General features: G+C 66.5%; 18 protein-coding genes. 13 read left to right on the top strand and 5 right to left on the bottom strand.

Features of this window, described 5'->3' with window-relative positions; all coding sequences use genetic code 11:
- The first annotated feature begins 7 nt into the window (after nucleotides 1-7).
- The 5 genes from CEJ42_RS03685 (at nucleotide 8) to CEJ42_RS03665 (ending at nucleotide 13,761) form a co-directional block, all read left to right on the top strand.
- Nucleotides 8-784: an OmpA family protein gene (locus CEJ42_RS03685; protein WP_079215483.1), complete on the top strand. Its 777-nt coding sequence runs from the start codon at nucleotides 8-10 to the stop codon at nucleotides 782-784.
- Nucleotides 781-2,145 (top strand): HlyD family type I secretion periplasmic adaptor subunit, encoded by a 1,365-nt coding sequence (locus CEJ42_RS03680; protein WP_088750047.1) that lies wholly within the window; start codon nucleotides 781-783, stop codon nucleotides 2,143-2,145. Before CEJ42_RS03685 ends, CEJ42_RS03680 begins: the two co-directional genes overlap by 4 nt.
- Nucleotides 2,146-2,248: 103 nt before the next feature.
- The gene (locus tag CEJ42_RS03675; protein ID WP_088750046.1) at nucleotides 2,249-3,916 is read left to right on the top strand and encodes a biopolymer transporter ExbB; all 1,668 of its coding nucleotides are present in this window, start codon (nucleotides 2,249-2,251) and stop codon (nucleotides 3,914-3,916) included.
- 38 nt (nucleotides 3,917-3,954) lie between these two features.
- Nucleotides 3,955-5,658 carry a peptidase domain-containing ABC transporter gene (locus CEJ42_RS03670; protein WP_088750045.1) on the top strand — a complete coding sequence of 568 codons (1,704 nt, stop codon included), beginning with the start codon at nucleotides 3,955-3,957 and terminating at the stop codon, nucleotides 5,656-5,658.
- 81 nt (nucleotides 5,659-5,739) lie between these two features.
- Entirely contained in the window at nucleotides 5,740-13,761 is an 8,022-nt protein-coding gene (locus CEJ42_RS03665; RefSeq protein ID WP_243397766.1) for a beta strand repeat-containing protein, read from the top strand.
- A gap of 72 nt (nucleotides 13,762-13,833) precedes the next feature.
- Here CEJ42_RS03665 and CEJ42_RS03660 read toward each other — a convergent pair whose 3' ends face one another.
- On the bottom strand, nucleotides 13,834-15,354 hold the full coding sequence (locus CEJ42_RS03660) for an aminotransferase-like domain-containing protein (protein ID WP_079215478.1): 1,521 nt from the start codon (nucleotides 15,352-15,354) through the stop codon (nucleotides 13,834-13,836).
- A 149-nt stretch (nucleotides 15,355-15,503) separates the two neighbouring features.
- On the opposite strand from CEJ42_RS03660, the gene CEJ42_RS03655 reads away from it, so the two are divergent.
- The 7 genes from CEJ42_RS03655 to CEJ42_RS03625 all read left to right on the top strand — a co-directional run bounded on the left by CEJ42_RS03655 (nucleotide 15,504) and on the right by CEJ42_RS03625 (nucleotide 20,828).
- Nucleotides 15,504-16,553 (top strand): threonine dehydratase, encoded by a 1,050-nt coding sequence (locus tag CEJ42_RS03655; protein WP_088750043.1) that lies wholly within the window; start codon nucleotides 15,504-15,506, stop codon nucleotides 16,551-16,553.
- Nucleotides 16,550-16,924, top strand: coding sequence for a DUF2917 domain-containing protein (locus CEJ42_RS03650; RefSeq protein WP_088750042.1), 375 nt, complete (start codon nucleotides 16,550-16,552; stop codon nucleotides 16,922-16,924). The genes CEJ42_RS03655 and CEJ42_RS03650 overlap by 4 nt, the downstream gene beginning before the upstream one ends.
- Nucleotide 16,925: 1 nt before the next feature.
- Nucleotides 16,926-17,522 (top strand): LysE family translocator, encoded by a 597-nt coding sequence (locus CEJ42_RS03645; RefSeq protein WP_088750041.1) that lies wholly within the window; start codon nucleotides 16,926-16,928, stop codon nucleotides 17,520-17,522.
- Nucleotides 17,523-17,658: 136 nt separating this feature from the next.
- Nucleotides 17,659-18,507, top strand: a complete 849-nt coding sequence (locus tag CEJ42_RS03640; protein WP_243397786.1) for a DMT family transporter — start codon at nucleotides 17,659-17,661, stop codon at nucleotides 18,505-18,507.
- A 168-nt stretch (nucleotides 18,508-18,675) separates the two neighbouring features.
- A complete protein-coding gene (locus tag CEJ42_RS03635; protein WP_088750040.1) occupies nucleotides 18,676-19,134 on the top strand; it encodes a RidA family protein in 459 nt (152 codons plus the stop codon).
- Between the two features lie 153 nt (nucleotides 19,135-19,287).
- Entirely contained in the window at nucleotides 19,288-20,484 is a 1,197-nt protein-coding gene (locus tag CEJ42_RS03630; protein ID WP_079215472.1) for an aminotransferase-like domain-containing protein, read from the top strand.
- A gap of 14 nt (nucleotides 20,485-20,498) precedes the next feature.
- Nucleotides 20,499-20,828: a DHCW motif cupin fold protein gene (locus CEJ42_RS03625; protein WP_079215471.1), complete on the top strand. Its 330-nt coding sequence runs from the start codon at nucleotides 20,499-20,501 to the stop codon at nucleotides 20,826-20,828.
- A gap of 102 nt (nucleotides 20,829-20,930) precedes the next feature.
- Here CEJ42_RS03625 and CEJ42_RS03620 read toward each other — a convergent pair whose 3' ends face one another.
- Both CEJ42_RS03620 and CEJ42_RS03615 read right to left on the bottom strand, forming a co-directional pair.
- The gene (locus tag CEJ42_RS03620; protein WP_207760380.1) at nucleotides 20,931-22,070 is read right to left on the bottom strand and encodes an MBL fold metallo-hydrolase; all 1,140 of its coding nucleotides are present in this window, start codon (nucleotides 22,068-22,070) and stop codon (nucleotides 20,931-20,933) included.
- 120 nt (nucleotides 22,071-22,190) lie between these two features.
- A complete protein-coding gene (locus tag CEJ42_RS03615) occupies nucleotides 22,191-22,574 on the bottom strand; it encodes a tautomerase family protein (RefSeq protein ID WP_088750039.1) in 384 nt (127 codons plus the stop codon).
- Between the two features lie 177 nt (nucleotides 22,575-22,751).
- Here CEJ42_RS03615 and CEJ42_RS03610 point away from each other — a divergent pair, with 177 nt between their 5' ends.
- Nucleotides 22,752-23,597, top strand: coding sequence for a LysR family transcriptional regulator (locus tag CEJ42_RS03610; RefSeq protein ID WP_088750038.1), 846 nt, complete (start codon nucleotides 22,752-22,754; stop codon nucleotides 23,595-23,597).
- Between the two features lie 6 nt (nucleotides 23,598-23,603).
- Here CEJ42_RS03610 and CEJ42_RS03605 read toward each other — a convergent pair whose 3' ends face one another.
- Nucleotides 23,604-24,056, bottom strand: a complete 453-nt coding sequence (locus tag CEJ42_RS03605; protein WP_088750037.1) for a carboxymuconolactone decarboxylase family protein — start codon at nucleotides 24,054-24,056, stop codon at nucleotides 23,604-23,606.
- Nucleotides 24,057-24,189: 133 nt separating this feature from the next.
- Nucleotides 24,190-25,647 (bottom strand): MocR-like pyridoxine biosynthesis transcription factor PdxR, encoded by a 1,458-nt coding sequence (gene pdxR / locus CEJ42_RS03600; protein ID WP_088750036.1) that lies wholly within the window; start codon nucleotides 25,645-25,647, stop codon nucleotides 24,190-24,192.
- Nucleotides 25,648-25,650 lie beyond the last annotated feature (3 nt).

Here is a 25,650-nt window from a genome sequence, read left to right as displayed (position 1 = left end):
GGGAGTCATGGAGGGCGGCAAGGAGCAGAATTTCTGGCCAGGGTTCGTGGACGCGCTGTCCAACGTCGTGCTGGTCATGATCTTCGTGGTCGTGGTGTTTGTCGTCACGCTGTTCTACTACTCGCAGAAGCTGGCCCAGATGAAGGTCAGCAAGCTGGTCTCGCAAAGCCAGACGCAGGCGGTGCAGGGCGAGGTCAAGAGCAAGCAGAACGACCTGATCAAGACGCCCGACGGCGCCGACGTGAACGTCTCGGACAGCAAGGCCGAGCGCGAGCGTTCTGAAGAGGTCGAGCAGCTCAAGCGCGAAGTGGTCGCGCTCAAGGCCAAGCTGGCCGCCGCGCCGTTGCAGTCCGACACCGGCAGCATGCGCAGCGCCGCGCCGCCGTCCAGCCCCAACGCCATCCAGGTCAAGACCGAGCCGTCCAAGAACGACGTCGCCCCGGGCCTGGCCATCGACGCCAACGAGAAGGCGATCGTGCTCAACTTCGACAACGATTCCACCCAGCTCACCGACGACGGCACCAAGGCGCTGGACAAGGGCATCGGCGACTGGGTCCGGCGCGCCAAGGCCGGCCAGGGCAGGATCGTGGTCACCGGCGTGATCAGCACCGGCGGATACAGCGACAGCCGCCGCCGCGCCTACTACCGCACCGTGGCCGTGCGCAATCACCTGATTGAAGCCGGCGTCGACAAGGAGCGCGTGCTCAGCCGCATGGCGACCGCCGAAAACTCCACCGAGAACGCCTCGCGCGTGATCGTCCAATACCTGGCGGGCGGCAAGTGACCATGTCGCTCAAGCCCAACGCCGCCCACGGGATCGCTTCCCGCGGCAAGGGCTTCATGCGCCGCATCGCGCCGCGGCTGGACCGCCGCCTGGGCGAGCTGCGCACCATGCCGCGTCCGCGCCTGGCGGTGCTGGCCTGCGCCGCGCTGCTGGCGCTGCTGCTGGTGTGGTCGGTGTTCGCGCCGATCGACATGGTGGTGCGCGGCACCGGGCGCATCGTCTCCTCCGAGCACAACCAGATCATCCAGCACCTTGAGGGCGGCATCGTCTCCGCCATCCTGGTGCGCGAAGGCGCGGCCGTGAAGAAGGGCCAGACGCTGATTTCGATTTCCGACGTGCGCGCCAACGCCGACCTGGGCGAAGGCCGGGTCAAGATCCTCGGCCTGCGCGCCAAGATCGCGCGCCTGAGCGCCGAGGCTTCCGGCAGCCCCAGCCTGCAGATGCCCGCCGACCTGTCGCGCGACGATCCGGCCGTGCAGAGCGAACAGGCCGCCTTCGCCGCGCGCGGCGCCAAGGTGTCGCAGGAGCTGTCGGTGCTGCGCGAGCAGTCGGCCCAGCGCCAGGCCGAGCTGGGCGAGGCGGTCAGCCGCCAGAAGAGCCTGGCCAGCGAACTCGACCTGGCGCAGCGCCAGTACAAGCTGATCCACAACATGCTCGAGCGCAACGCCGCGTCGCAGCTGGAAGACATCCAGTCGGCCGCCCGCGTGCAGGACGCGCAGAGCAAGCTGGCCGCCACCAACGCCATGATCCCGCGCCTGAATGCGGCGATCGCCGAATCGCAGGCCAAGATGGGCGAGGCCGCCTCGCGCTTCCGTTCCGACGCCCGCACCGAACTGACCGCCGCCGAGACCGAGCTGGCGCGCCTGCAGGAAGAAATCAAGTCGCGCAACGACCGCGTCTCGCGCTCGGAAGTGAAGGCGCCGATGGACGGCGTGGTCAACCGCGTGCTGATCAACACCGTCGGCGGCGTGGTCAAGCCGGGTGATCCCATCATCGAAATGACGCCCAGCGACGACAAGCTGGTGATCGAAGCGAAGATTTCGCCGACCGACCGCGCCCAGCTGGTGACCGGCGCGCGCGCGCGGGTGAAGGTGTCCGCTTATGACTACGGCGTGTATGGCGCCATGGACGGCGTGGTGACCGAAGTGTCGGCCGACACCGTCCCGGAAGAGCGGGGCGAGCGTTACTACCGCGTCAAGATCGAGGTCGCCCGCGGTGCCGGCGAACTGCAGCGCAACCTGGCGCTGATGCCCGGCATGACCGCCACCGCCGACATGATCGTGGGCCGGCGCACCGTTTGGCAATACCTGATGTCGCCGCTGTCGCGCTTCTCGCAAAGCGCCATGAGGGAGCCGCGATGAGCCGCTTCCCGCATACCGTGTTCAACGCCGCGCCGATCCTGCGCGCGGCGCCCGTTTTCATTTTCCGTATCTCTAGCATCCATCTGCCCGGAACTTCGCCAGTATGAAAAACCTACGCCAATTCTATGCACTCGCTGCCATCCCGACGCTGTTGCTGCTGGTGGGAGCGATCCTGTTCCGGGACTTCGTCCTGCACGCAATTCACATCAACCCGTTCCTGAACCTGTTCATCATCTCGGTGGCGGTGTTCGGCATCGCCCTGATCGGCTACAACATCTGGCGCGTGAACTGGGAGCATGACAAGCTGATGCAGTTCTATGAGCGCACCAAGGCCGGCGAATCGATGCAGGACCTGGTCAAGGCGCCCGAGTTCGCCGGCACCGAGATCGGCCAGGTGCTGGTCAGCGTGGCCAGCACCAAGGGCCGCCTGACTTCGCGTATCGAGCAGGAGACCATCGAAGGCTCGCTGCACGACCTGAAGGCGCACCTGGAAGCCAAGACCGAGTTCCCGCAGTTCCTGACCGGTTTCATGATCGCGCTGGGTCTCCTGGGCACCTTCATCGGCCTGCTGGAAACCCTGGTCGGCACCGCCGCCCTGATCGACGGCTTCGGCAAGGCGGCCGGCGGCGGCGACATGGACGCCTCCTTCATGCGCCTGGTGGCCGACTTGCAAAAACCGCTGGCATCGATGGGCACCGCGTTCTCGGCCTCGATGTTCGGCCTGATCGGCTCGCTGTGCCTGGGCCTGACGCTGACCCCGCTGCGCGGCGCCGGCAAGAAGCTGGTGGCGCGCGCCCGCGAGTGCATCAGCGACATGGTGCAGCACGTGATCCACGACATGTCCGGCCCTGCGGCCACGCAACGCCAGGGCGTGTCGGAAACCTTCCTGGCCGAGTTCCTGCAGGACTTGATGGTGCTGCAGCGCGAATCCATCATGGCCGCGCGCAACAGCTCGGAAGCCTCGCTGCAGGCCGGCATCAAGCTCGAAGGCCTGAACGAGCGCCTCAACAACATCGTCCAGCTGTTCAATGACAGCATGGAAGAGTCGCGCAACCTGCGCCAGCTGGTGGCCTTCGGCCCGCGCATGCATGAGACCGCGCAGCAGACCCTGGAAGAAATCCGCAACGTCGGCCAGATCATCAACACCAAGATCACCTCGGCGCGCGACCTGTCCGACAGCCTGTCGTCGCTGGAAGAGCGCCTCTCGGTCAACGGCGACATCGCCAACCGCACCTTCGAGGTGCTGCCGCAGATCGTCTCCAACATCCAGGCCGGCCAGGTGGCGCTGTCGTCGTCGCTGACCTCGCTGCAGGCGCAGCAGACCGAAATTTCCAACATGCACGAGAAGAGTGCGCAGAACATCGCGCAGCTGCCGACGCTGCTGAACCAGATCTCGATCCGCCTGGCCGACGAGATGGGCGCCATCCAGTACCAGGGCGAAATCCAGTCCACCGTGGCGGCGCGCCTGAACGAACTTGGCAACACCATGGGCGAGAACTCCAGCAACATGGCGCGCGACGCGCTGTCGGCGCGCCAGCTGCAGATCGACCTGGCCAAGCACATGGCGACCCAGAACGACCGCGTGAAGAACCTGGGCGCCATCCCGCAATCGCTGACCTCCATCACCGAGGCGCTGATGCGCCAGAACATCAACTGGCAGACCGTGATCGAAGAAATGCGCAACGGCCGCCAGACCATGGTCAAGGACCTGCGCCTGGAGCTGCGCGAGGCCATCCGCGAAATGTCCGCCAACCGCGGCGCGCAATCCTGATGCCTGCCTGACGCGGGGCGAGTACGGAGCAACGGCAGATGAACGAAAGCGAACAGGTACATATCGACCAGCCGCAGCCCTTGCATGGCCTGCGCCAGGACCCGACTTACCTGTCGCTCCTGCGGGCCTACGGCGCGCGCTTCGTCGAAATCATCGTGGCCGGCATCCTGGTCAACCTGCTGGGCCTGCTCATGCCGCTGTATTCGCGGCTGGTCTACGACAAGGTGATCGGCAACCACATTCCCGAGACCTTGTGGGCGCTGACCCTGGGCATGCTGCTGTTCATCGCGCTGGAGCTGGTGCTGCGCCTGATCCGCGTGTACTACACCGAGCAGCTGGCCGGCAAGCTGGACGTGGAGTTCGACGAAGTCTCCGCGCGCCGGCTGCTCAGCGCCAAGGTCAACGCGCCGGTGGGTGTGGTGCTGGCGCGTTATCGCGACCTGTCGTCCGCGCGCGACCTGCTCTCGTCGAACTACATGCTGCTGCTGGTGGACCTGCCGTTCCTGCTGCTCTATCTGGTGGTGCTGGGCTTTGTCGGCGGCCACCTGGTCTGGGTGCTGCTGGTGGGTGGGGCGCTGCTGGTGGGCGCCCAGCTGCTGTTCAAGGTGCCCGGCAACGACTACGCCAACGCCGCCATGAAGGCCGGCACCGGCAAGATCGACAAGCTGGCCAGCATCGTGTTCGGCATGGAGACGCTCAAGACCACGCTGCTGCAGGAGCGCCTGATGCGCTCCTTCCTTGCCGACGCCGCCTCCAACGCCGTGGCCATGGCCAAGAGCCGCTTCTGGATGAACGCCGGCTACGCGGTGTCCTCGGTCGGCTATACCGCCATCTCGGTGGCCACGCTGGTGGTCGGCGTCTACCTGGTGGAAGACAACGCGCTCACCGTCGGCGCCCTGATCGCGGGTTCGCTGCTGATCAGCCGCGCCACCACGGTGCTGTCCTCGCTGGCGGCGTTCCTGGGCCGCATCGAGATGTTCCGCCGCGCGCGCGCCGAGTTCGACCAGCTGTTCGGCGAGGAAGAGCAGACCGGCGGCGCCGACGTGGTGCGCCAGGAAATGCGCGGCCTGATCCAGGTCGGCAACCTGATGCTGCACCTGGACAAGAAGGAAACCCCGACCTTGAAGCACGTCTCGCTGACTATCCAGCCCGGCGAGAAGGTCGGCATCGTCGGCCGTTCCGGCTCCGGCAAGTCGACCCTGCTGCGCGCGCTGGCCGGCCTGCACAAGCCGGAAGAGGGCCACGTGCTGGTGGACGGCGTGGCCGTCACTGCCTATGCGGCCGAGGCGCGCATGCGCAACATCGGCTTCAAGCCGCAGGAGCCCTTCATCTTCGACGGCACGGTGGCGGCCAACATCTTCATCGGCGAGCGCGTGCCGGGACAGGTGTACGAGGCCGCACTGGGCGTGTCGGCGCTGGACGACCTGATCGCGCGCGGCGAGCTGCGGCTGGACCAGGCGCTCAAGGCGCCCGGCAACCTCTCCGGCGGGCAGCGCCAGATGGTGGCGCTGGCGCGCGTGGTGGCGTCGGTGCCGCGCATCCTGCTGCTGGACGAGCCGACCACCGGCATCGACCAGCAGACCGAGGCCCGCATCATCGAGCGCATGGTGGCTTTCGCCAACGGGCGCACGCTGGTGGTGGCCACCCACAGCCCGGCGCTGTTGCGCCATATGGACCGCATCGTCGTCATCGACGGCGGCCGTATCGTGGCCGACGGCCCACGGGCCCAGATTTTGCAGTAAGGCTGCAGCATCCGCGTCGCCGGGGGCGACGCGGGTTTGATGAAACGATAACTTCGAACTGATCTTCGACAGCGAGGAAACATGGCAACCGCAAGCTCATCACAAGCGAACTCCGCGGAAAAAATCACCGGCCCGGTACGGGTGGTGATGCCCGACCAGGCCGGCAGCTTCCAGCTCAACGCGCCGCGCGGCGCCGTCCAGCACGTGCAGGTGGTGGACGTGGACATGGTGCTGCACATGGCCGACGGCACCAAGGTGGTGCTGGCCGGCGGCGCCATGGAAGCGATGGACGACAAGTCCAAGGTCAAGTTCTCCGACAGCAGCGCCAATACCGGCAACCTGCTCGACACCGTGGGCAAGATCCCGCTGGCGCCGAACGATCAGTCGCGCGTGCTCAATTCGGACCCGATCGCCTCGCCCGATCGCGTGGCCACCGACGCCTCGGTGCAGAGCCCGCAGCATGTCAACGTCGAGCGCAACGCGGCCAGCCTGGGCAGCGACGGCGTCAGCCAGCTGTCCAAGATCATTACCGACAACGCCGGCTCGCTGACCACCAACGGCACCCAGAACCTGTCGGTGCCGACCCAGCCCACCGCCGACGCATCCACCACCGCCGCCAATGCCGCGCTGGTGGCGTCGCAAAGCTCTCCCAGCAAGAGCGACGCGCCGCAGCGCCCGGTGGAAATCCAGGCGCCGCCGGAACGCCCGGGCGTGATCCCGCCCACCGTGGTGATCGATCCGTCCGCGCCGACCCAGGCGGTCAAGCTGGTCAACCTCGCCACCGTCACCCAGATCGGCAGCACGCTGTACGGCAGCGCCGGTATCCCGACTTCGTCCACCGACGCGTCCCTGCCGCAGCAGTTCAGCACGCAGGTGATCAACGCCGGCAACGACGTCACCACGATCTATGCGGCCGGCAACAACATCGGTGACTTCACCAAGGTCTTCAACGTCAACATCACCGGCACCGGCAACGTGCTGTCGGTGATCGTCTCGGGCGTGCCGTCCAATATGACCATCGTCAACGGCACCGACCTGGGCGGCGGCCGCTACTCGATCACCGTCGCCTCGGGGCAGAAGGACTTCAATCTCCAGCTGCAATATCACACGGTGGAGGCCGACACCTCTTCGCCGGTGCACCAGGCGTTCGACCTGACCTTCACCACGGTGGTGGCGACCTCCAACGGCCAGCTCACGCTGACCGACTCGCGCCACGTCGCGGTCAAGGACGCGAGCGCCTACGGCGACCTCAACTACCTGGATCCGGCCACCGGCGACGCGGTGCTGGTGCTGCCCGCGCAGGGCGCGCCGCACGAGGTGCACGCGGGCAACAACGCCGGCACCACCATCTACGGCAGCAACGCCAACGACCTGCTGTACGGCGGCACCGGCAACGACACGCTGATCGGCGGCATTGGCAATACCTTCTTCGAAGGCGGCGCCGGCGCCGACATCATCACCGGCGGCGTCAACAGCACCGGCACCAACGTCAATACCGCCAGCTACGCCAACTCCGGCGCCGGCGTGACCGTCAACCTGGTCACCGGGCTGGGCACCGGTGGCGACGCGCAGGGCGACGTCCTCACCAACATCCAGAACCTCAAGGGCAGCGCCTACAGCGACACCTTCGTCGCCAACGCTGCGGTGAACCGGCTCGACGGCGGCAGCGGCGGTTCGGACACGGTCTCCTACGAGTCCTCCACCTCGGCCGTCACCGTCAACCTGGTGACCGGCACCGGCAGCGGCGGCTACGCCCAGGGCGACACCTACACGCACATCCAGAACGCCACCGGTTCGGCCTATGACGACGTCTTCATCGCCAGCACCGACGCCAACCGTTTCGACGGCGGCGGCGGGTCGAACACGGTGTCCTACGTCAACTCCTCGGCGGGCGTCAACGTCAACCTGGTGAGCGGCACCGGCAGCGGCGGCGCGGCGGCGGGCGACACCTATGTACGCATCCAGAACGTCATCGGCACCGCCTATGACGACACCTTCGTCGGCAGCCTCGACGCCAACAGCTTCGACGGCGGCAGCGGCGGCAACGATACGGTCAGCTATGTCAGCTCCACCGCCGGCGTATCGGTCAACTTCGTGTCCGGCCGCGGCACCGGCGGATTTGCCGAAGGCGACACCTACAACCACATCCAGAACGTCATCGGCTCGGCCTTCGACGACGTGTTCATCGCCGGCGTCGACAGCAAGAACTTCAACGGCGGCAGCGGCGGCTCCGATACGGTGAACTATGGCGCGTCCACCGGCGCGGTCACGGTGAACATGATCACCCTGACCGGCAGCGGCGGCTACGCGCAGAACAACACCTATACGCATATCCAGAACATCGTCGGCAGCTCGTACTCCGACACCTTCATCGCCAGCATCGACGCCAACAACTTCAACGGCGGCCTGGGCGGCTCGGACACGGTCAGCTACGCCTTCTCCAATGCGGCGGTGACGGTCGACCTTTACAACGGCAGCGGCAGCGGTGGCTATGCGCAGGGCGACGTGCTGGCGCATATCCAGAACGTGATCGGCAGCAACTACGACGACATGTTCATCGCCAGCGCCGACGTCAACAACTTCAACGGCGGCGGCGGTTCCAATACGGTCAGCTACTTCTATTCGGTGGGCGGGGTCACCGTTGACCTCACCAACACGATCGGCACCGGCACCGGCGGCTATTACGCGGCCGGCGATTCGTTCACCAATATCCAGAACATCATCGGCAGCGTCTATGACGACACCTTCGTCGCCAGCGCCGATGCCAACAGCTTCGACGGCGGCACCGGCTCGCTGCACAACCGCGTCAGCTACGCGGCCTCCACCGACGCCGTGACGGTAGACCTGAACTACACCAACGGCACCGGCACCTCCGGCGGTTATGCGGCGGGCGACAAGCTCACCAACATCCAGGACCTGACCGGCGGCGCCGGCGACGACACCTTCGTCGCCAGCCTGGCCGAGAACAATTTCGACGGCGGCGCCGGTTCCAACCGCGTGAGCTATGCCGCATCGAATGCGGCGGTGACGGTCGACCTGGTGCTGGGCGTGGGCGCCGGCGGCTACGCCAACAACGATACCTACACCAACATCCAGAACGTCACCGGCTCCAACTTCGACGACCTGTTCATCGCCAGCCTGGCGGCCAACAAGTTCGACGGCGGCGCCGGCAACAATACGGTCAGCTACGCCAAGGCGGGGGACGGCGTCGGCGTGACGGTTGACTTGTTCAACGGCGTGGGCAGCAACGGTTTCGCCGCCGGCGACACTTATGCCAACATCCAGAACGCAATCGGCACCGCCTATGACGACACCTTCGTGGCCACATCGGTCAAGAACGTGTTCACCGGCCTGCAAGGTTCGGATACGGTCAGCTACGTCAATTCCACGCAGGGTGTGACGGTCGACCTGGTCAACAACGTGGGCACCGGGGGCTTCGCCCAGGACGACGTTTACGTCGGCATCGAGAATGCGATCGGTTCGTCCCTGGATGACACCTTCATCGCCAGCAGCGACAGCAATACCTTCGACGGCGGCGTGAGCGTCAACGGCTCGCACAACAGGGTCAGCTACGCCTATTCGACCCAGGCCGTGACGGTGGACCTGAATCACACCGACGGCACCGGCACCACGGGCGGCTATGCGACCGGCGACAAGCTGATCAACATCCAGGACGTCACCGGCAGCGCCTTTGACGATACCTTCTTCGCCAATGCCCTGGCCAACAAGTTCGACGGCGGCACCGGCTCGCTGCACAACCGGGTGGACTATTCGTACTCCACCAACGGCGTCATGGTCGACTTGTTCAACAAGGTGGGCGGCGACGCGGTGACGGGGCAGGTGAGCTTCGCCAATGGCGACACCTATACCAACATCCAGGACGTCACCGGCAGCGCGGCCGATGACATCTTCGTCGCCAGCGCGGCGGAGAACAGGTTCGACGGCGGCGCCAGCACGGCCGCGTCGCACAACATGGTCAGCTACGCCAACTCGACGGTCAACGAGACGGTGGACCTGTTCAACGGCGTGGGCAGCGGTGGTGCTGGCAGCCTGGCCAACAACGACACCTACGTCAACATCCAGGACGTTACCGGCGGCAGCGGCAACGACACCTTCTACGCCAGCGCGGCGGCCAACAACTTCTATGGCGGCGCGGGTTCGGACACAGTCAGCTACGCACGCTCCAACGACGGCCAGGGCGTGACGGTGGACCTGGTGGCCAAGGTCGGCACGGGCGGCTTCGCCGCCGGCGACAAGTACGACAGCATCGAGAACGTGACCGGTACGTCGAACAACGATACCTTCATCGCCAGCGCCGACGTGAACACCTTCGACGGCGGCGCCGGTTCGGACACGGTGAGCTACGCCAAGGCCAACGACGGCCAGGGCGTGACGGTCAACCTTGCCACCGGCCAGGGCAGCAACGGGTTTGCCACCAACGACACGTACATCAGCATCGAAAACGTCATCGGCACCGACTACGACGACAAGTTCTACGCGAGCTCGGCGGCCAACAGTTTCACCGGTGGGCTGGGCAACGACACGGTGGACTATTCGGCGGCCAATGACGGCAACGGCGTAACGGTGGACCTGTTCTACACCGACGGCACCAACACCAGCGGCGGTTTCGCTGCCGGCGACAAGTTCAACGGCATCGAGAACGTGACCGGAACGCAGTACGACGACACCTTCTTCGCCAGTGCGGCGGCCAACAAGTTCGACGGCGGCACCGGCTCGCTGCACAACCGCGTCAACTACTCGCACTCCACCAACGGCGTCATGGTCGACCTGTTCAACAAGGTGGGCGGCGACGCGGTGACGGGGCAGGTGAGCTTCGCCAACGGCGACACCTATACCAACATCCAGGACGTCACCGGCAGCGCGGCCGACGATATCTTCGTCGCCAGCGCGGCGGAGAACAGGTTCGACGGCGGCGCCAGCACGGCGGCGTCGCACAACATGGTCAGCTACGCCAACTCGACGGTCAACGAGACGGTGGACCTGTTCAACGGCGTGGGCAGCGGTGGTGCTGGCAGCCTGGCCAACAACGACACCTACGTCAACATCCAGGACGTTACCGGCGGCAGCGGCAACGACACCTTCTACGCCAGCGCGGCGGCCAACAATTTCTATGGCGGCGCGGGTTCGGACACGGTCAGCTACGCCCGCTCCAACGACGGCCAGGGCGTGACGGTGGACCTGGTGGCCAAGGTCGGCACGGGCGGCTTCGCCGCCGGCGACAAGTACGACAGCATCGAGAACGTGACCGGTACGTCGAACAACGATACCTTCATCGCCAGCGCCGACGCGAACACCTTCGACGGCGGCGCCGGTTCGGACACGGTGAGCTACGCCAAGGCCAACGACGGCCAGGGCGTGACGGTCAACCTGGCCACCGGCCAGGGCAGCAACGGGTTTGCCACCAACGATACGTACATCAGCATCGAAAACGTCATCGGCACCGACTACGACGACAAGTTCTACGCGAGCTCGGCGGCCAACAGTTTCACCGGTGGGCTGGGCAACGACACGGTGGACTATTCGGCGGCCAATGACGGCAACGGCGTGACGGTGGACCTGTTCTACACCGACGGCACCAACACCAGCGGCGGTTTCGCCGCCGGCGACAAGTTCAACGGCATCGAGAACGTGACCGGAACGCAGTACGACGACACCTTCTTCGCCAGTGCGGCGGCCAACAAGTTCGACGGCGGCACTGGCTCGCTGCACAACCGCGTCAGCTACTCGCACTCGGGCGCCGGCGTGATCGTCGATCTGGTCGCCAATACCGGCAGCGATGCCGTTGTCGGGCAGACCAGCTTCGCCAACGGCGACACCTACGTCAACATCCAGGACGCCACCGGCAGCGATTACGACGATACCTTCATCGCCAGCGCCGCCGCCAACAGGTTCGACGGCGGCGCCGGCAGCGATACCGTGAGCTACGCCAAGGCCAGTGACGGCATCGGCGTCACGGTGGATCTGGCCGGCAAGACCGGCAGTTTCGGTTTCGCCACCAACGACACCTACGTCAGCATCGAGAATGTGATCGGCACCAACTGGGACGACACCTTCATCGCCAGCTCCGACGCCAACAAGTTCGAAGGCCTGGGTGGATCGAACACGGTCAGCTACGCGCAATCCACCAGCAGCAACGGGACGACCGGCGTCACGGTGAACCTGTCTACAGGCGCGGCAGGCGTCAACAACTACGCCCAGGGCGATACTTACAGCCATATCCAGAACGTGATCGGCAGCCGTTTTGCCGACGTCCTGACCGGCGCCGCCTACGACAGCGTCAACAACGTCGGCGTCATGTCCACGCTGACCGGCGGCGCCGGGGCGGACACGATCACCGCCGTCGTGGCCAACCGCGCCTACACCTATGCCAGCTATGCCGGTTCGGGCTCGGTGGTGATCAACCTGCAGGCCGGTACCGGCAGCGGCAACGACGCCCAGGGCGACGTGCTGGTCAACATCGACAACATCATCGGCAGCGGCAACGACGACATCATCTATGCCAGCAGCTTCGCCAACAAGCTCGACGGCGGCAACGGTTCGGACACCGTGAACTACTCCTTGTCCACCAGCGCCGACGGCGTAAACGGCGTGACCGTGAACCTGAGCACCGGCCTTGGCAGCGGCAATTTCGCCGACAACGACACCTACGCCAACATCGAGAACGTGGTCGGCAGCGCCTACAACGACATCCTGACCGGCTTTGCGACTGTCGGCGTCAAGTCGGTGCTGACCGGCGGCGCCGGCGCCGACAGCCTCAACGGGGTGCTTGCCAACCGGGGCTCGACCTGGGCCAGCTACGCGGGATCTTCTTCCGGCGTTACCGTCGACCTGTTCTACACTGACGGCACCGGCACCTTTGGCGGCGACGCCGCCGGCGACAAGCTGATCAACATCAACAACCTGCTGGGCAGCGACAACAACGACACCTTCTACGCCAACGACCAGGGCAACAGTTTCGATGGCGGCCTGGGCGTCAACACGGTGAACTATTCGCACTCCAATGCCGCCGTCACGGTGGACCTGAGCGCGACCGACGGCAGCGGCACCAGCGGCGGCTATGCGGCCGGCGACAAGTACGTCAACATCCAGAACGTGGTCGGCAGCAACTTCGACGACACCTTCCTCGCCAGCAACCAGGCCAACTTCTTCGACGGCGGCGCCATGGTCAGCGCCGGCAATACCGTGAGCTACGCGCGTTCCAACGGCGGCGTCACGGTCGACCTGTTCCACAACAACGGCTCCGGCAACTACGCCGCCGGCGACACCTACGCCAATATCCAGAACGCTACCGGCAGCGCCTACAACGATACCTTCGTCGGCAACTCGGCCGCCAACAAGTTCGTGGGCGGCGGCGGCAGTGACACGGTGAGCTATGAGTTCTCGACCGGCAGCGCCATCGTGGCCAGCCTGGCGACCAACTCCGGCAGCAGCGGCGACGCCAGCGGCGACAGCTACAGCGGCATCGCCAACCTGACCGGCAGCGCCAACGTCAACAGCACGCTGACCGGCGACGGCAACGGCAACATCCTGACCGCCAAGGGCACCGCCACCACCAACACGCTCAACGGCGGCGGCGCGGTATCCGGCCAGACCGACGTCTACAACGTCCTGGAGGGCGGCAGCAACAGCGTGACGGTGGGCAGCGGCACCAACCTGATCAACGTCAGCGCCGGCTCGCACAGCACCGCCGGCGCGCAGAGCGACATGGTCAACAAGGACACCGGCAGCTCCAACATCGCTTCCATCAACGGCCTGGCCGGCACCACGACGCTGCACTTCGACGATCTGGGCAGCTCGCTCACGCTGAGCAATTTCTCCAACAAGGTCAGCGGCATCACCACGCTGGACGTGACCACCGGCAGCGCCACCAACGTCGTGATCACCGCCGACGATGTGATCAAGATGGGTATCGCCAGCGGCGCGACGTCGCACCTGTTGACGGTCAAGATGAACGCCACCGAAAGCTTGCAGATCATGGCCAACGGTTCGGACCACTACGTGTACTTCCCGGGTACCACCGACTATGCGTTCTACAACGCCAGCAACCAGGAAGTGGCGCGTATCCACCTGGTGACCGCCTGATCACCGGGCGGGCGTCGCCTGCGATTGCCGCCGCGGCCGGGGTTCTCCTGGCGGCGGCGGTGCGCCGGCCTGTCAGCGTCCCAGTTCCTTTTCCAGAAAACGCCAGATCCCCGGATCGGCCATGCTGGCTACGTTGATGCGCATGCGCGTGGACGGCAGCTGGCTGGGCGAGAACAGGCTGCCCGGCGCCAGCAGGAAACCTTCTTCCATCGCCTTCTCGGTCAGCACGTTGGTGTCGCAGCGCGCATCCACCCACAGGAACATGCCGCAGGGCGGCGGGTCGCCGACGTCGGCGCCGAGCTTTTCCAGCTGTCGCACGATCTTGTCGCGGGTGCTGTTGAGGCGCGTGCGCAGGCGCTCGGTGTGCTTGCGGTAGTGGCCTTCGGACAGCACCTTGTAGGCCACGCGCTCGCCGATCTCGCCGGTGGTGAGGGTGGAGAGCATCTTGCGGTCGGCCAGGTGGCGCGCCAGGTCGGCCGAGGTGGCGATGAAGCCCACGCGCAGGTTGGCCGACAGCGTCTTTGAAAATCCCCCCAGGTAGATCACCCGGTGCAGCTGGTCCAGCGCGGCGATGCGCGTGGCCGGCTGCACCGCCGAGCCGGGGTGCATGTCGCAGTAGATGTCGTCCTCGACGATGATGAAGTCGTGCTCCTCGGCGATGCGCAGCACCTGGAAAGCCTTGGCCGCCGACATCGAGGTCGAGGTCGGGTTGTGCAGCACCGAGTTGATCACGTACAGCTTGGGCTTGTGCAAGGCCGCCAGTTCCGACAGCCGCGCGATGTCGGGGCCGTCGGCCAGGCGCGGGATGCCGACCACCTTGGCGCCGAGCGCGGCGAAGGAGCCGAACATCAAGAACCAGGCCGGATCGTCGACGAAGATCACGTCGCCCGGGCGCAGGAAGTGGCGCGCCACGGTGTCCAGGCCCTGGGTCACGCCGGTGGTCAGCACGATCTGCTCCGGGGCGGCGGCGATCTCCAGCTCGGCCAGCTTGAGCTGCAATTGCTGGCGCAGCGGCAGGAAGCCCTGCGGCGTGCCGTAGCCCAGGAGCAGGGAGGGATTGTCGCGGCTGACCGCGCGCAGCGCGTTGGCGATCAGTTCGCCGTCCAGCCAGTCCGGCGGCAGCAGGCCGCCGCCGGGCATCTTGTTGGGCGGCATCTGGCGGAACATGTTGCGCACCAGCCAGACCACGTCCAGCGCATCGCCGGGCTCCTCCTGCAGCGGCGCATCGCTGACGTAGGAGGCCGCCACGCCCATCGGCGAGCGCTCGCGCACATAGAACCCCGACCCCCGCCGCGACTCCAGGAAGCCTTGCGCCACCAGCCTGTCATAGGCCTCGACCACGGTGAAGCGCGACACCGCGTGCGTATCGGCGAACTGCCGGATCGAGGGCATGCGCGCGCCGGTGCGCAGCAGCTTGTCGTCGATGCGCGAGCGGATGCCGCGCACGATCTGTTCCACCAGCGAGTCGCCGCTCTCGCGCGAGAGCAGGGGCCAGCCGGGCGCCAGCGCGGCATCGTTGCTGGTCGCGTTGGCGGCGGCGCTGGCGCCGACGGCTTGCAGGGCAGGGCGGGAACGTTTGACTGTATTGGTCATTTTGCCGTGACAATGTTTGGGATTATTGGCTTAAGTGTATCGGTACTGTACAGGTATTGTCGGCTACGATGGTTTCCATTGCAAGGCCGGCGTGAAGCGCCTTTGCCTTGCTTGACGAGATTGCAAGCCATTTACCAAGGAGACCCGCCATGACCCAGACCGCCCGCGAACTGCTGCCCAGCCTCACCGATATCGAGCAGGCCGCCAAGGTGGTCTATGGCGGCATGGCGCCCACGCCGCAACTGTCCTGGCCGCTGCTGAACCAGGCGCTCGACGCCGAGGTCTGGGTCAAGCACGAGAACCACGCGCCCACCGGCGCCTTCAAGGTGCGCGGCGGCATGGTCTACATGGACAAGCTGGCGCGCGAGCAGCCTGGCTTGGCCGGCGTGATTTCCGCCACCCGCGGCAACCACGGGCAGTCGGTCGGCCTGGCCGCGGCGCGCTTCGGCATCCCGGCCACGATCGTGGTCCCCGAAGGCAACAGCCGCGAGAAGAACGCCGCCATGCGCGCGCTGGGCGTGTCGCTGGTCGAGCACGGCAGCGAGTTCCAGGAGAGCCGCGAGCACGCCCTGCATCTGTCGCAGGAGCGCCGCCTGCACATGATCCCGTCCTACCACCGCGACCTGGTGGCGGGCGTGTCCACCTACTGGATGGAACTGTTCAAGGCCCAGCCGGCGCTGGACGTGGTGCTGGTGCCGGTCGGCCAGGGTTCGGGCATGTGCGGCGCGGTGGCCGCGCGCAACGCGCTGGGACTGAAGACCCGCGTGATCGGCGTGGTCTCGGCGCATGCGCTGGCCTACAAGCTGTCGTTTGAAGAGGGTCGCAAGATCGAGTCGCCGGTGTCGACGCAGATCGCCGACGGCGTGGCCTGCCGCGTGCCCGACGAACAATCGCTGGCGGTGCTGCGCGCCGAGGTGGACGAGGTGATCGCCGTCACCGACGACGAGGTGATGGACGCCATGAAGATGTACTTCATCGCCACCCACAACGTGGCCGAAGGCGCCGGCGCCTGCGCGCTGGCGGCAGCGCTGCAGATGCGCGCGCAATTGCGCGGACGCAGGATCGGCCTGACGCTGTCGGGCGGCAACGTCGATCACGACGTCTTCGCCCGCGTGCTGATGCGCGACTCGGCGGTCGCCGCCGGCGCCCTGCAGGCGCCCGCGCAGGTGCTGCCGCTGCAGCAGAGGAGGACGGCATGAACCCGGCCTCAGGCAATCTGCCGCTGCAACTGTCGATTCAACTGTCGATGCAACGGCGCCAGGTGCGCGCCGGCCGCGTGCCGCAGGTCTGCGTGATGAGGCTGCAGCATGGCCGCGTGTGGGTGACCCAGGAAGGGCGCACCGAAGACTACTGGCTGGAACCCGGCGCCAGCATGGTGCTGTTGCCGGGCGCGCTGGTGGTGATCGAGGCCGACCATTTGTCGGCCCTGCGCATCGAGCCGGTGGCCTTGCAGACCGCGCGCGCCTGGCTGCGCCTGTGCGGCGCCGGCCTGCGCGGACTGGGCGCGGCGCTGTGCGGCAGCGTGCGCCGCGATGCCTCGGCCTTGTTGAGCGGCGGGGAGGGGCGCTGAGATGGAAGCCTTCCTGCCCTTGATTTCCTTCGCCTTCGTCTCGTCGATCACGCCGGGGCCCAACAACATCATGCTGACCTCGTCGGGCATCTGGTTCGGTTTCCAGCGTTCGGTGCCGCACATGCTGGGCATCACCTTCGGCTTCGGCGTGCTGCTGGCCTTATGCGCATTCGGTATAGGCGGGCTGGTGATCGCGGTGCCCGAACTGGTGCTGTTGCTCAAAGCGCTGGGCTCGGCTTACCTGCTTTACCTGGCCTGGCAATTGCGCGGCATGCGCGTGTCCGGCGCGGCTTCCGAGGCCGGACAACCGATGTCGTTCTGGGCCGCGGCGGTGTTCCAGTTCGCCAATCCCAAGGCCTGGGTGATGGCGGTGACCGGCGCCTCGGCCTTCATGCCGATGCTGCATAACCATCCTGTGTGGCTGGCGATTTTGCTCTACTGCCTGGTCTTCTGCGCGATCAACCTGCCGTGCGTGTCGGTCTGGGCCGGCGCCGGGGCGGTGCTGCGGCGCTACCTGGAGCGGCCGCTGTGGCGCACCGCCTTCGCGGCCACCATGATCCTGCTGACGATCTATTCGGCGCTGGCGATCTGGTTCTGAGCGTGCGCAGCGCAATCCCATCGATAAAAATTTCCCGAGGAGCGGCAACGATATGCAGGCGCAACCCAAATCAGGCAGCGGCGCGCAGCCGGCCGTGGCGGCCGTGACGGCCACCGCCGGCAACGAGACGCGCGGCATGTGGCTGGGGCTGATCGGCGTGGCCGTGTTCAGCCTCACGCTGCCGTTTACCCGCATCGCGGTGGCCGAGCTCAATCCCGCCTTCGTCGCCTTCGGGCGCGCGGTGGTCGCGGGCCTGTGCTCGCTGGCGCTGCTGGCGTGGATGCGCGCCCCGCGCCCGACCGCGCAGCAGCTGCGCGGGCTCGTCATCACGGCGCTGGGCGTGGTGGTGGGCTTTCCCCTGTTCTCATCGATCGCCATGCGCTACGTGCCGGCCGCGCACGGCGCCGTGGTGGTCGGACTGCTGCCGCTGGCGACCGCGCTGTTTGGCGCGCTGCGCTTCGGCGAGCGTCCCTCGGCCGGTTTCTGGCTGGCGGCGCTGGCCGGTTCCGGCATCGTGATCGGCTTCGCGCTGCGCGAGGGTGGCGGCAGTTTCCACCTGGCCGATTTCGCGCTGTTCGCGGCGGTGCTGACCGCCGCCATGGGCTATGCGGAAGGCGGGCGCCTGTCGCAATCCATGGGAGGCCAGCAGGTGATCGCCTGGGCGCTGGTGGTGTCGCTGCCGGTGACGCTGCCGGTCTCGCTGTGGCTGGGCTGGGAGTACGGCGTATCGGCTTCGCCGGCGTCGTGGGTGGCGTTCGCCTATGTCTCGCTGTTCTCGATGTTCATCGGATTTTTCTTCTGGTACAAGGGGCTGGCGCTGGGCGGCATCGCCCGCGTGGGACAAGTGCAATTGCTGCAACCTTTCATGAGCCTGCTGGGCGCGGCGGTGATCGCCGGCGAGCCGCTGGAGGCGAGCAACATGCTGTTCGCCCTGGCCGTGATCGCGGTGGTGGCCGTGGGCCGGCGCATGGCGGTGCGGCGCTGAGCGCGGGCCGGTCGCCTTCTTGCCGGCCGGGAACCAGTATTGCGAGCCGCAATTGTCGGGCTATGAGCCCGGATATTTGAGATAATCGACCTCTCACTTTTTCTTAACCTGCGACGCCCGTGCGGCCTATCCGGCAAGCACGGCGTACTGCAAATCAAGGAGTTCTGCATGTCCGTCTACGAAAAGCTGAAAGCACTGAACATCGAACTGCCCGCCGTGGCAACCCCGGCGGCGGCCTATGTGATGTATGCGCAAGCCGGCAACACCGTGTTCCTCTCCGGCCACCTGGCCAAGAAGGACGGCAAGGTGTGGGTCGGGCAGCTGGGACGCGACATCGGCACCGAAGATGCGAAGCTGGCCGCGCGCGCAGTGGCGATCGATCTGATCGCCACCCTGCAGGCGGCCTGTGGCGGCGACCTGACCCGGGTCAAGCGCATTGTCAAACTGATGAGCCTGGTCAACTCGACCGGCGAATTCACCGAACACCACCTGGTGACCAACGGCGCCTCCGAACTGATCGGCGAAGTCTTCGGCGATACGGGCAAGCATGCTCGTTCCGCCTTCGGCGTGGCGCAGCTGCCCATGGGCGCCTGCGTCGAGATCGAAATGATCGCCGAGATCGTTTAAGCGGCATCGCAGCACGCCGTTCCGGACGCCAGAAGCCGGACGGCCCCGTCGGTCTACCCCGTGGAGACATAGACAGACCAGGCGACCGGGATTTTTTTGCCGCAGGCCATTCTTTGCCGCGGCCGGTCGCCGCCACCTCATAGCAGAAACACCATGAAACTCGAAAATCCCGCCCCGCTGCAATGGCAGTTCTCCCACCGCGCCGAACAGATGAAGAGCTCGGCGATCCGCGAAATCCTGAAGGTCACCATGCGTCCGGACATCACGTCGTTCGCCGGCGGCCTGCCGTCGCCGCAGACCTTCCCGGTGGAGCACATGAAGGCCGCGTTCGACCGCGTGCTGACCCTGCAAGGCAAGACCGCGCTGCAATACGGCCCGACCGACGGCTACCTGCCGCTGCGCGAATGGATCGCCGGCTCGCTGTCCGCCGACGGCGCCCAGATCCTGCCGGAGCAGGTGCTGATGGTGTCGGGTTCGCAGCAAGGCCTGGACCTGCTGGGCAAGGTGCTCATCGACGAAGGCAGCAAGGTGCTGGTCGAGACCCCCAGCTACCTGGGCGCGCTGCAGGCCTTCGCGCTGTACGGCGCGAAGTTCGAGTCGGTGCCCAGCGATGAAAACGGCCTCAAGCCCGAAGCCATCGAAGCCATCGCCGGCGGCGCCCGCATGCTGTACTCGCTGCCCAACTTCCAGAACCCGACCGGCCGCACGCTGCCGACCGAACGCCGCGTGAAGCTGGTGGAGACCTGCGCCCGCCTGGGCCTGCCGCTGATCGAGGACGATCCGTACGGCGCCCTCAGCTACCGCAACGCGCCGCTGCCCAAGATGCTGTCGATGAACCCGTCGGGCGTGATCTACATGGGCTCCTTCTCCAAAGTGCTGACCCCCGGCATCCGCCTGGGCTATGTGGTCGCTCCGCGCCCGCTGATCCTGAAGATGGAACAGGCCAAGCAGGCCACCGACCTGCACACCGCCCAACTGACCCAGATGGTGGTCTACGAGGCGATCAAGGACGGTTTCCTCGACCAGCACGTGCCGACCATCCGCAAGCTCTACGGCGACCAGTGCCAGGCCATGCTGGACGCGCTGCAGCAGTACTTCCCGGCCGGCTGCTCCTGGAGCAAGCCGGAAGGCGGCATGTTCATCTGGGTCACGCTGCCCAAGCACATCGATGCCGGCGCGCTGTTGAACGAAGCCGTGGAAAAGGAGAAGGTCGCCTTCGTCCCGGGCGCGCCGTTCTTCGCCAATGCCGCCGAGCACAACACGATGCGCCTGTCCTTCGTCACCGTGCCGCCGGAGCAGATCCGCGCCGGCGTGGAACGCCTGGGCAAGCTGATCGCCTCCAAGCTCTGAGCGCCGGGACCAGGATGAAGATCGAGAACCTGCCCTTCGGCACCACCGACTGGAGCGCGGTGGCGCCCACCGAGCATCCCGGCATCACCGGCAAGGCGTTCTGGCGCACCTGCAAGTTCGGCGACATCCGGGTGCGCATGGTGGAATACACACCCGGCTACCTGGCCGACCACTGGTGCGTGAAGGGCCACGTCCTGCTGTGCCTGGAAGGCGAACTGCACACCGAGCTCGAGGACGGCCGCAGCTTCGTGCTCAAGCCCGGCATGAGCTACCAGGTGGCCGACAACGCCGAGCCGCACCGCTCCTCGACCGCGACCGGCGCCAGGCTGTTCATCGTCGACTGAGCATCGTCGGCGGTATCTGCCGACGTGCCTGAAAAAAAGCCCGCATCATCCGATGCGGGCTTTTTCGTTGGGCGGCCGTGGCGTCGCCGACCTTGCATTTTTCTATTCTTCCAGCTTCAGCGTCTCGCCGTGCTTGAGCGTGATGAACTGGTCGGCCGGCAGTTTCGCCTCCTTCAAGGCCTCGGCCAGTTTCTGCGGCGGTTCGTCCAGCGCTTCGTCGGCCAGCTCGAAGGTGCCCCAGTGGATGCCGATGGAGCGTCGGGCGCGCACGTCTTCGTGGATCAGCACCGCCTGCGCCGGGTCGACGTGCTGGTTCTGCATGAACCAGCGCGGGGCGTAGGCGCCGATGGGGATGAGCGCCAGGTCGAAGCGGCCGAAGCGCTCGCCGATGTCGCGGAAGTCCTTGGAGTAGCCGGTGTCGCCGGCGAAGTAGACCGAGTAGGGCTCGCTCTGCTCGGCAACCGGCGTCTCGGTGGTGGCGGGCACCTTCAGGTTCTGGAACACCCAGCCGCCCCACAGCGTCTCCGAACGGTCGAACAGGCCGCGCGCCGACCAGTGGGCGGCCGGCACGAAGTAGATGTCCAGGCTGCCCAGCGAAATCTTGTCCCACCAGTCCATCTCGCGCACGTTGGTGATGCCGATGTCGTTGAACCATTCGCGCAAACCCAGCGGCACCAGGAACAGCGGCGGGCCGCCCGGCTGCAGACTCAGTTTTTCGACACTGGCGCGGTCGAGGTGGTCGTAGTGATTGTGCGAGATCACCACCACGTCGATGTGCGGCAATTCCGCGATCTGCACCGGCAGCGGCACCTTGCGCCTGGGGCCGATGAAGGAGAACGGCGAGGCGCGCTCGGAGAACATCGGGTCGGTCAGCACGTTCTGTCCGCCGATCTGCAGCAGCGCGGTGGCGTGGCCGATCCAGGTCACGCTGGGCGCCTTGCGGTTGGCCTTGATCCAGGCCAGGTCCGGCTTGACCACCGGAAACTGATAGTGGTTGGCCGGCGGCCGGGGCAGGCCCTGGGTGATGCGCTCCCATTGCCATTTCCAGAACGACGCGCGTTCGGGCTGGGCGTAGTTGTTGCGAAAGCCGGTTTCAGTGCGGTTGGATTTGGCGGGATCGTAGTACTTGCTCGACGAGGAGCAGCCGGCCAGGCCGATGGCCAGGGCTGCGGCGGCAAGCATGCACAGGCGCGGCAGGCGCGAACGGATGGGCGGGGTGCTGGAGGACGGCAAATCGGGCATGGAAGGCGGCTGCGGACGGGCCGCGGTCGATGTCAATGGCTGACATCCTAGCAGCAAGGCGGCGCCGGCGCAGCGGCGAACTGCGCCGGATTTTGGCCTCTTTGCCGCCGATGCGCCGCCTCAGACTACGTACTGGGCGATGCCGTGGCCGAACGACCAGTTGCCCTTGTCGCCTTCGACCAGGCTGATCATGACGTCCTCCGGACGGACGCCGGGATCCTGGCCCAGGCGCTCGACGATGCGCTTGAAGAGCGCGTTCTTCTGCTCCTGGTTGCGGGTGTTGCTGACCGTGAGCTGGATCAGCACGAAGTCGTCCGACCGCTCGATGTTCATGTAGCTGCGGTTGAACACCAGTTCTTCCGGATCGTGCTCGGTCAGCACCATGAACTGGTCGTCCTTGGGCACGTTGAAGCTTTCCAGCATGGCCTGGTAGATGTTTTCCAGGATGGCGGCGCGGTATTGGCGCGGCTTGCCGCGCAGCAGGGATACTCGGACGAGGGGCATGGCGATCTCCTTGGGTGATGGCAGGTTGATAATTTCCGGCGCGCCGCGCGCTGCTGCGGCCCGATGAGAAGCATGGTACGCTCGCTCAATCATTTGAAAAATAACTGAATGAATATTTCAATGATTTCATTTTTAAATCATTGAATCGCCGCCATCCATATCGCAAAGAGGGAGCCCATGGAACGACCGCTCGATCTCGACGCCATCCAGGCCTTCGTGCTGGTGGCCGACATGCAAAGCTTCACGCGCGCCGCCGAGGCGCTGGACAGCACGCAGTCGGCGATCAGCCTGAAACTGAAGAAACTGGAGCAACGCCTGGCGCGCCGCCTGCTGGAGCGCACCCCGCGGCTGGTGCGGCTGTCGGCCGACGGCCAGCATTTCCTGCCGGCCGCGCGCGAACTGCTGGCCGCGCATGAGCGCGCGCTGGGCAAGCTCAATCTGGGCGCGGCGCGCTTTTCGGTGGGCATCAGCGACCACGTCACCGGCAGCGGCTTCGCCAAGGTGCTGGCCCAGGTCAACGGCTACGACCCGGGCGTGGTGATCGAGGTGAGGATCGCCTCCTCGCGCGACGTCATGCAGCAATACGAGCGCGGCGAGCTGGATGCCGCCATCGTGCGCCGCGAGCCGCAGGATGTGGGCGGGGAGCTGCTGATGGAAGAGCGCCTGGGCTGGTTCGCCGCGCCGCAAAGCAACTGCTGGTCGGGCGACACCTTGCGGGTGGCGACCTTCTCGTCGACCTGCCGCATCCGCGAACTGTCGCTGGCGCGGCTGGACGATGCGGGCATTCCGTGGCTGGAGGTGTTCGTCGGCGGCGGCATCCAGGCGGTGGGCGCGGCAGTCACCGCGGGCCTTGCGGTATCGGCGCTGCTGCACCGGACCGCGCCGGCCGGGGCGGTGGATGTGGGCGCGCAGATGGGCTTGCCGCCGCTGCCGCTGGCGCAGGTGATGCTGCATTCGCGCCTGAAGGAGGCGCGCACGCGCGAAGCGCTGCGCACCCTGGCCGCCGGACTGAAGGCGGCCTGAGCCGGCTTACTGCTTGGCGGCCTGCGGCGTCATGCGGCCGGAAATCGCCATGCGGTTCATCGCGTTCATCAGCGAGATGGCCATGGTCAGCTCGGAGAACTCGCGCTCGTCGAAGTGCGCGGTCACGGCCTGGTAGTCGGCGTCGGGCGCCGCGGTCTCGCTGATGCGGGTGACCACTTCGGCCCAGGCCAGCGCCGCCTGTTCGCGCTCGGAGAACAGTTTGCCCGCCTCATACCAGACCGGCACCAACACCAGCTTGTCCACGCTCATGCCGCTCTTGAGCAGGTCGCGCGAGTGCTTGTCGATGCAATAGGCGCAGCCGTTGATCAGCGACACGCGCAGGAACACCAGCTCGACCAGGTCGGCCGGCAGGCTGCAGTTTTTCAGGTAGGTGTTGACGGCCAGCAGGCCGTTGTAGGGCTCGGTGGCGTTCTTGTACATGTCGATGCGCTTGCTCATGGGGTGGCCTTTTTCCTTGATGATGTGGGGATGGAACAGGCTCCATGATGCGCACGCATGGCCCAGTCAGGAAGTGCCAAGAACCGCTATTTCATATGGGCCATGAAATATAAGCCGACGGGCCGGCGAACGCCTAGCCGGGCTGGAGCAGCGCCAGGATGCGCCTTGCCAGCTCCTGCGCCTTGCGTCGCGTATCGATGTTGGTGAAGCTCAGCATCAGCATGGGCGGCAGGCCCGCGCGCGGCGCCAGCAGGCATTCCGAGAGCGCGCGGCCGAACATGCCGTCCTGGCGCATCTTTTCGGCCAGCGCGCGGTCGGAGCGGCGGCCGCGCAGCCGCATCAGCAGGTGCATGCCGCCGGGGCGGGCTTCCAGCTCCATGTATTTTCCCAGTACCGCTTCCAGGCCGGCCGCGGCCAGCTCGCGCCGCTCGCCGTAGAGCCGGCGCATGCGCTGGATATGGCGGGCGAAGTGGCCTTCGGCCATGAAGGCGGCCACGATGCCTTGCGTGAGCGCCGGGCAGCCGCCGGAGAAATGGCGGGCGGTTTCCTCGAAGCGTTGCACCTGCGACAACGGCGCCACCAGGTAGGCCAGTCGTATCGACGGGAACAGCACCTTGCTGAAGGTGCCGGCGTAGAGCACGCGCTCGTCGCGGTCCAGGCTCTTCAGGGCCGGCAGCGGGCGGCTGACGTAGCGGTATTCGCCGTCGTAGTCATCCTCGATGATCCAGGCCTTGCTGCGCGAGGCCCAGTCCAGCAGCTCGATGCGCCGCTGCAGCGACAGCGCCACCGACAGCGGGCTCTGGTGCGCCGGCGTGACCACCGCCGCGCGCGCATGCGGCGCCAGGCGGCGGCCTTCGCCCACCTGCAGGCCGTCGTCGTCGACCGGCACGCCCACCAGCTGCATGCCGGCCGCCGCCAGCAGGGCGCCGGTGGGCGGATAGCCGGGATCCTCCACCCACACCTTGTCGCCGGGCTTGAGCAGCGCGCGCGCGGCGAGGTTCAGGGTGTCGCGGTAGCCGGAGGTGATGAAGACCTGCTCCGGCGCGCACGACAGGCCGCGCGAAAGCTGCAGGTAGCGTGCGATCTCGGCGCGCAGCGAATCCAGCCCGGCGGGCGGCGGATACAGCATGTCGGCCGGGCCGGTGGCACGCACCGCGCGCGCGGCCAGGCGCGCCCAGATCTTGCGCGGGAAGGCGTCCAGCGCCGGCACGCCCATCTGGAAAGGACGAGGAACCGCGCCGGGATCGCCCGACGGCGGCGTGAAATCGTAGGGCGCCAGGCGCTCGGCCGGCCGCGGCGCATGGTCCACGGGCGTGGCGCTCATGGCGTGCAGGCCGGCCGCAATCACGGTGCCGGCCTGGCCGCGGGCTTCGATATAGCCTTCGGCCGCCAGCAGCGAATAGGCGCTCTCCACGGTGCCGCGCGCCAGCCCCAGCTCGGCCGCCAGCGCGCGCGCCGAGGGGATGCGGTCGCCGGGCGCCAGCAGGCCGTCGGCCACGGCGGCGCGCAGGCGCAGGTAGATCTGGCGGTAGTAGGGCTCGGCGGCGGCCGGGTTGAGCTGGAGAAAGTCGTGGGAGGCGCGGGTTTTCATGGT

Origin of the sequence: Herbaspirillum robiniae (assembly GCF_002213415.1) — a bacterium.
Taxonomy (GTDB): Bacteria; Pseudomonadota; Gammaproteobacteria; order Burkholderiales; family Burkholderiaceae_D; genus Herbaspirillum; species Herbaspirillum robiniae.
This window is presented reverse-complemented; position numbering and strand designations above follow the sequence as displayed.

Bases quoted from the DNA above. Each gene is read 5' to 3' on its own strand.
- CEJ42_RS03685 (WP_079215483.1), top strand. From the start codon at position 8: ATGGAGGGCGGCAAGGAGCAGAATTTCTGGCCAGGGTTCGTGGACGCG.
- CEJ42_RS03675 (WP_088750046.1), top strand. From the start codon at position 2,249: ATGAAAAACCTACGCCAATTCTATGCACTCGCTGCCATCCCGACGCTG.
- CEJ42_RS03670 (WP_088750045.1), top strand. From the start codon at position 3,955: ATGAACGAAAGCGAACAGGTACATATCGACCAGCCGCAGCCCTTGCAT.
- CEJ42_RS03665 (WP_243397766.1), top strand. From the start codon at position 5,740: ATGGCAACCGCAAGCTCATCACAAGCGAACTCCGCGGAAAAAATCACC.
- CEJ42_RS03660 (WP_079215478.1), bottom strand. From the start codon at position 15,354: ATGACCAATACAGTCAAACGTTCCCGCCCTGCCCTGCAAGCCGTCGGC.
- CEJ42_RS03655 (WP_088750043.1), top strand. From the start codon at position 15,504: ATGACCCAGACCGCCCGCGAACTGCTGCCCAGCCTCACCGATATCGAG.
- CEJ42_RS03650 (WP_088750042.1), top strand. From the start codon at position 16,550: ATGAACCCGGCCTCAGGCAATCTGCCGCTGCAACTGTCGATTCAACTG.
- CEJ42_RS03645 (WP_088750041.1), top strand. From the start codon at position 16,926: ATGGAAGCCTTCCTGCCCTTGATTTCCTTCGCCTTCGTCTCGTCGATC.
- CEJ42_RS03640 (WP_243397786.1), top strand. From the start codon at position 17,659: ATGTGGCTGGGGCTGATCGGCGTGGCCGTGTTCAGCCTCACGCTGCCG.
- CEJ42_RS03635 (WP_088750040.1), top strand. From the start codon at position 18,676: ATGTCCGTCTACGAAAAGCTGAAAGCACTGAACATCGAACTGCCCGCC.
- CEJ42_RS03630 (WP_079215472.1), top strand. From the start codon at position 19,288: ATGAAACTCGAAAATCCCGCCCCGCTGCAATGGCAGTTCTCCCACCGC.
- CEJ42_RS03625 (WP_079215471.1), top strand. From the start codon at position 20,499: ATGAAGATCGAGAACCTGCCCTTCGGCACCACCGACTGGAGCGCGGTG.
- CEJ42_RS03620 (WP_207760380.1), bottom strand. From the start codon at position 22,070: ATGCCCGATTTGCCGTCCTCCAGCACCCCGCCCATCCGTTCGCGCCTG.
- CEJ42_RS03615 (WP_088750039.1), bottom strand. From the start codon at position 22,574: ATGCCCCTCGTCCGAGTATCCCTGCTGCGCGGCAAGCCGCGCCAATAC.
- CEJ42_RS03610 (WP_088750038.1), top strand. From the start codon at position 22,752: ATGGAACGACCGCTCGATCTCGACGCCATCCAGGCCTTCGTGCTGGTG.
- CEJ42_RS03605 (WP_088750037.1), bottom strand. From the start codon at position 24,056: ATGAGCAAGCGCATCGACATGTACAAGAACGCCACCGAGCCCTACAAC.
- pdxR (WP_088750036.1), bottom strand. From the start codon at position 25,647: ATGAAAACCCGCGCCTCCCACGACTTTCTCCAGCTCAACCCGGCCGCC.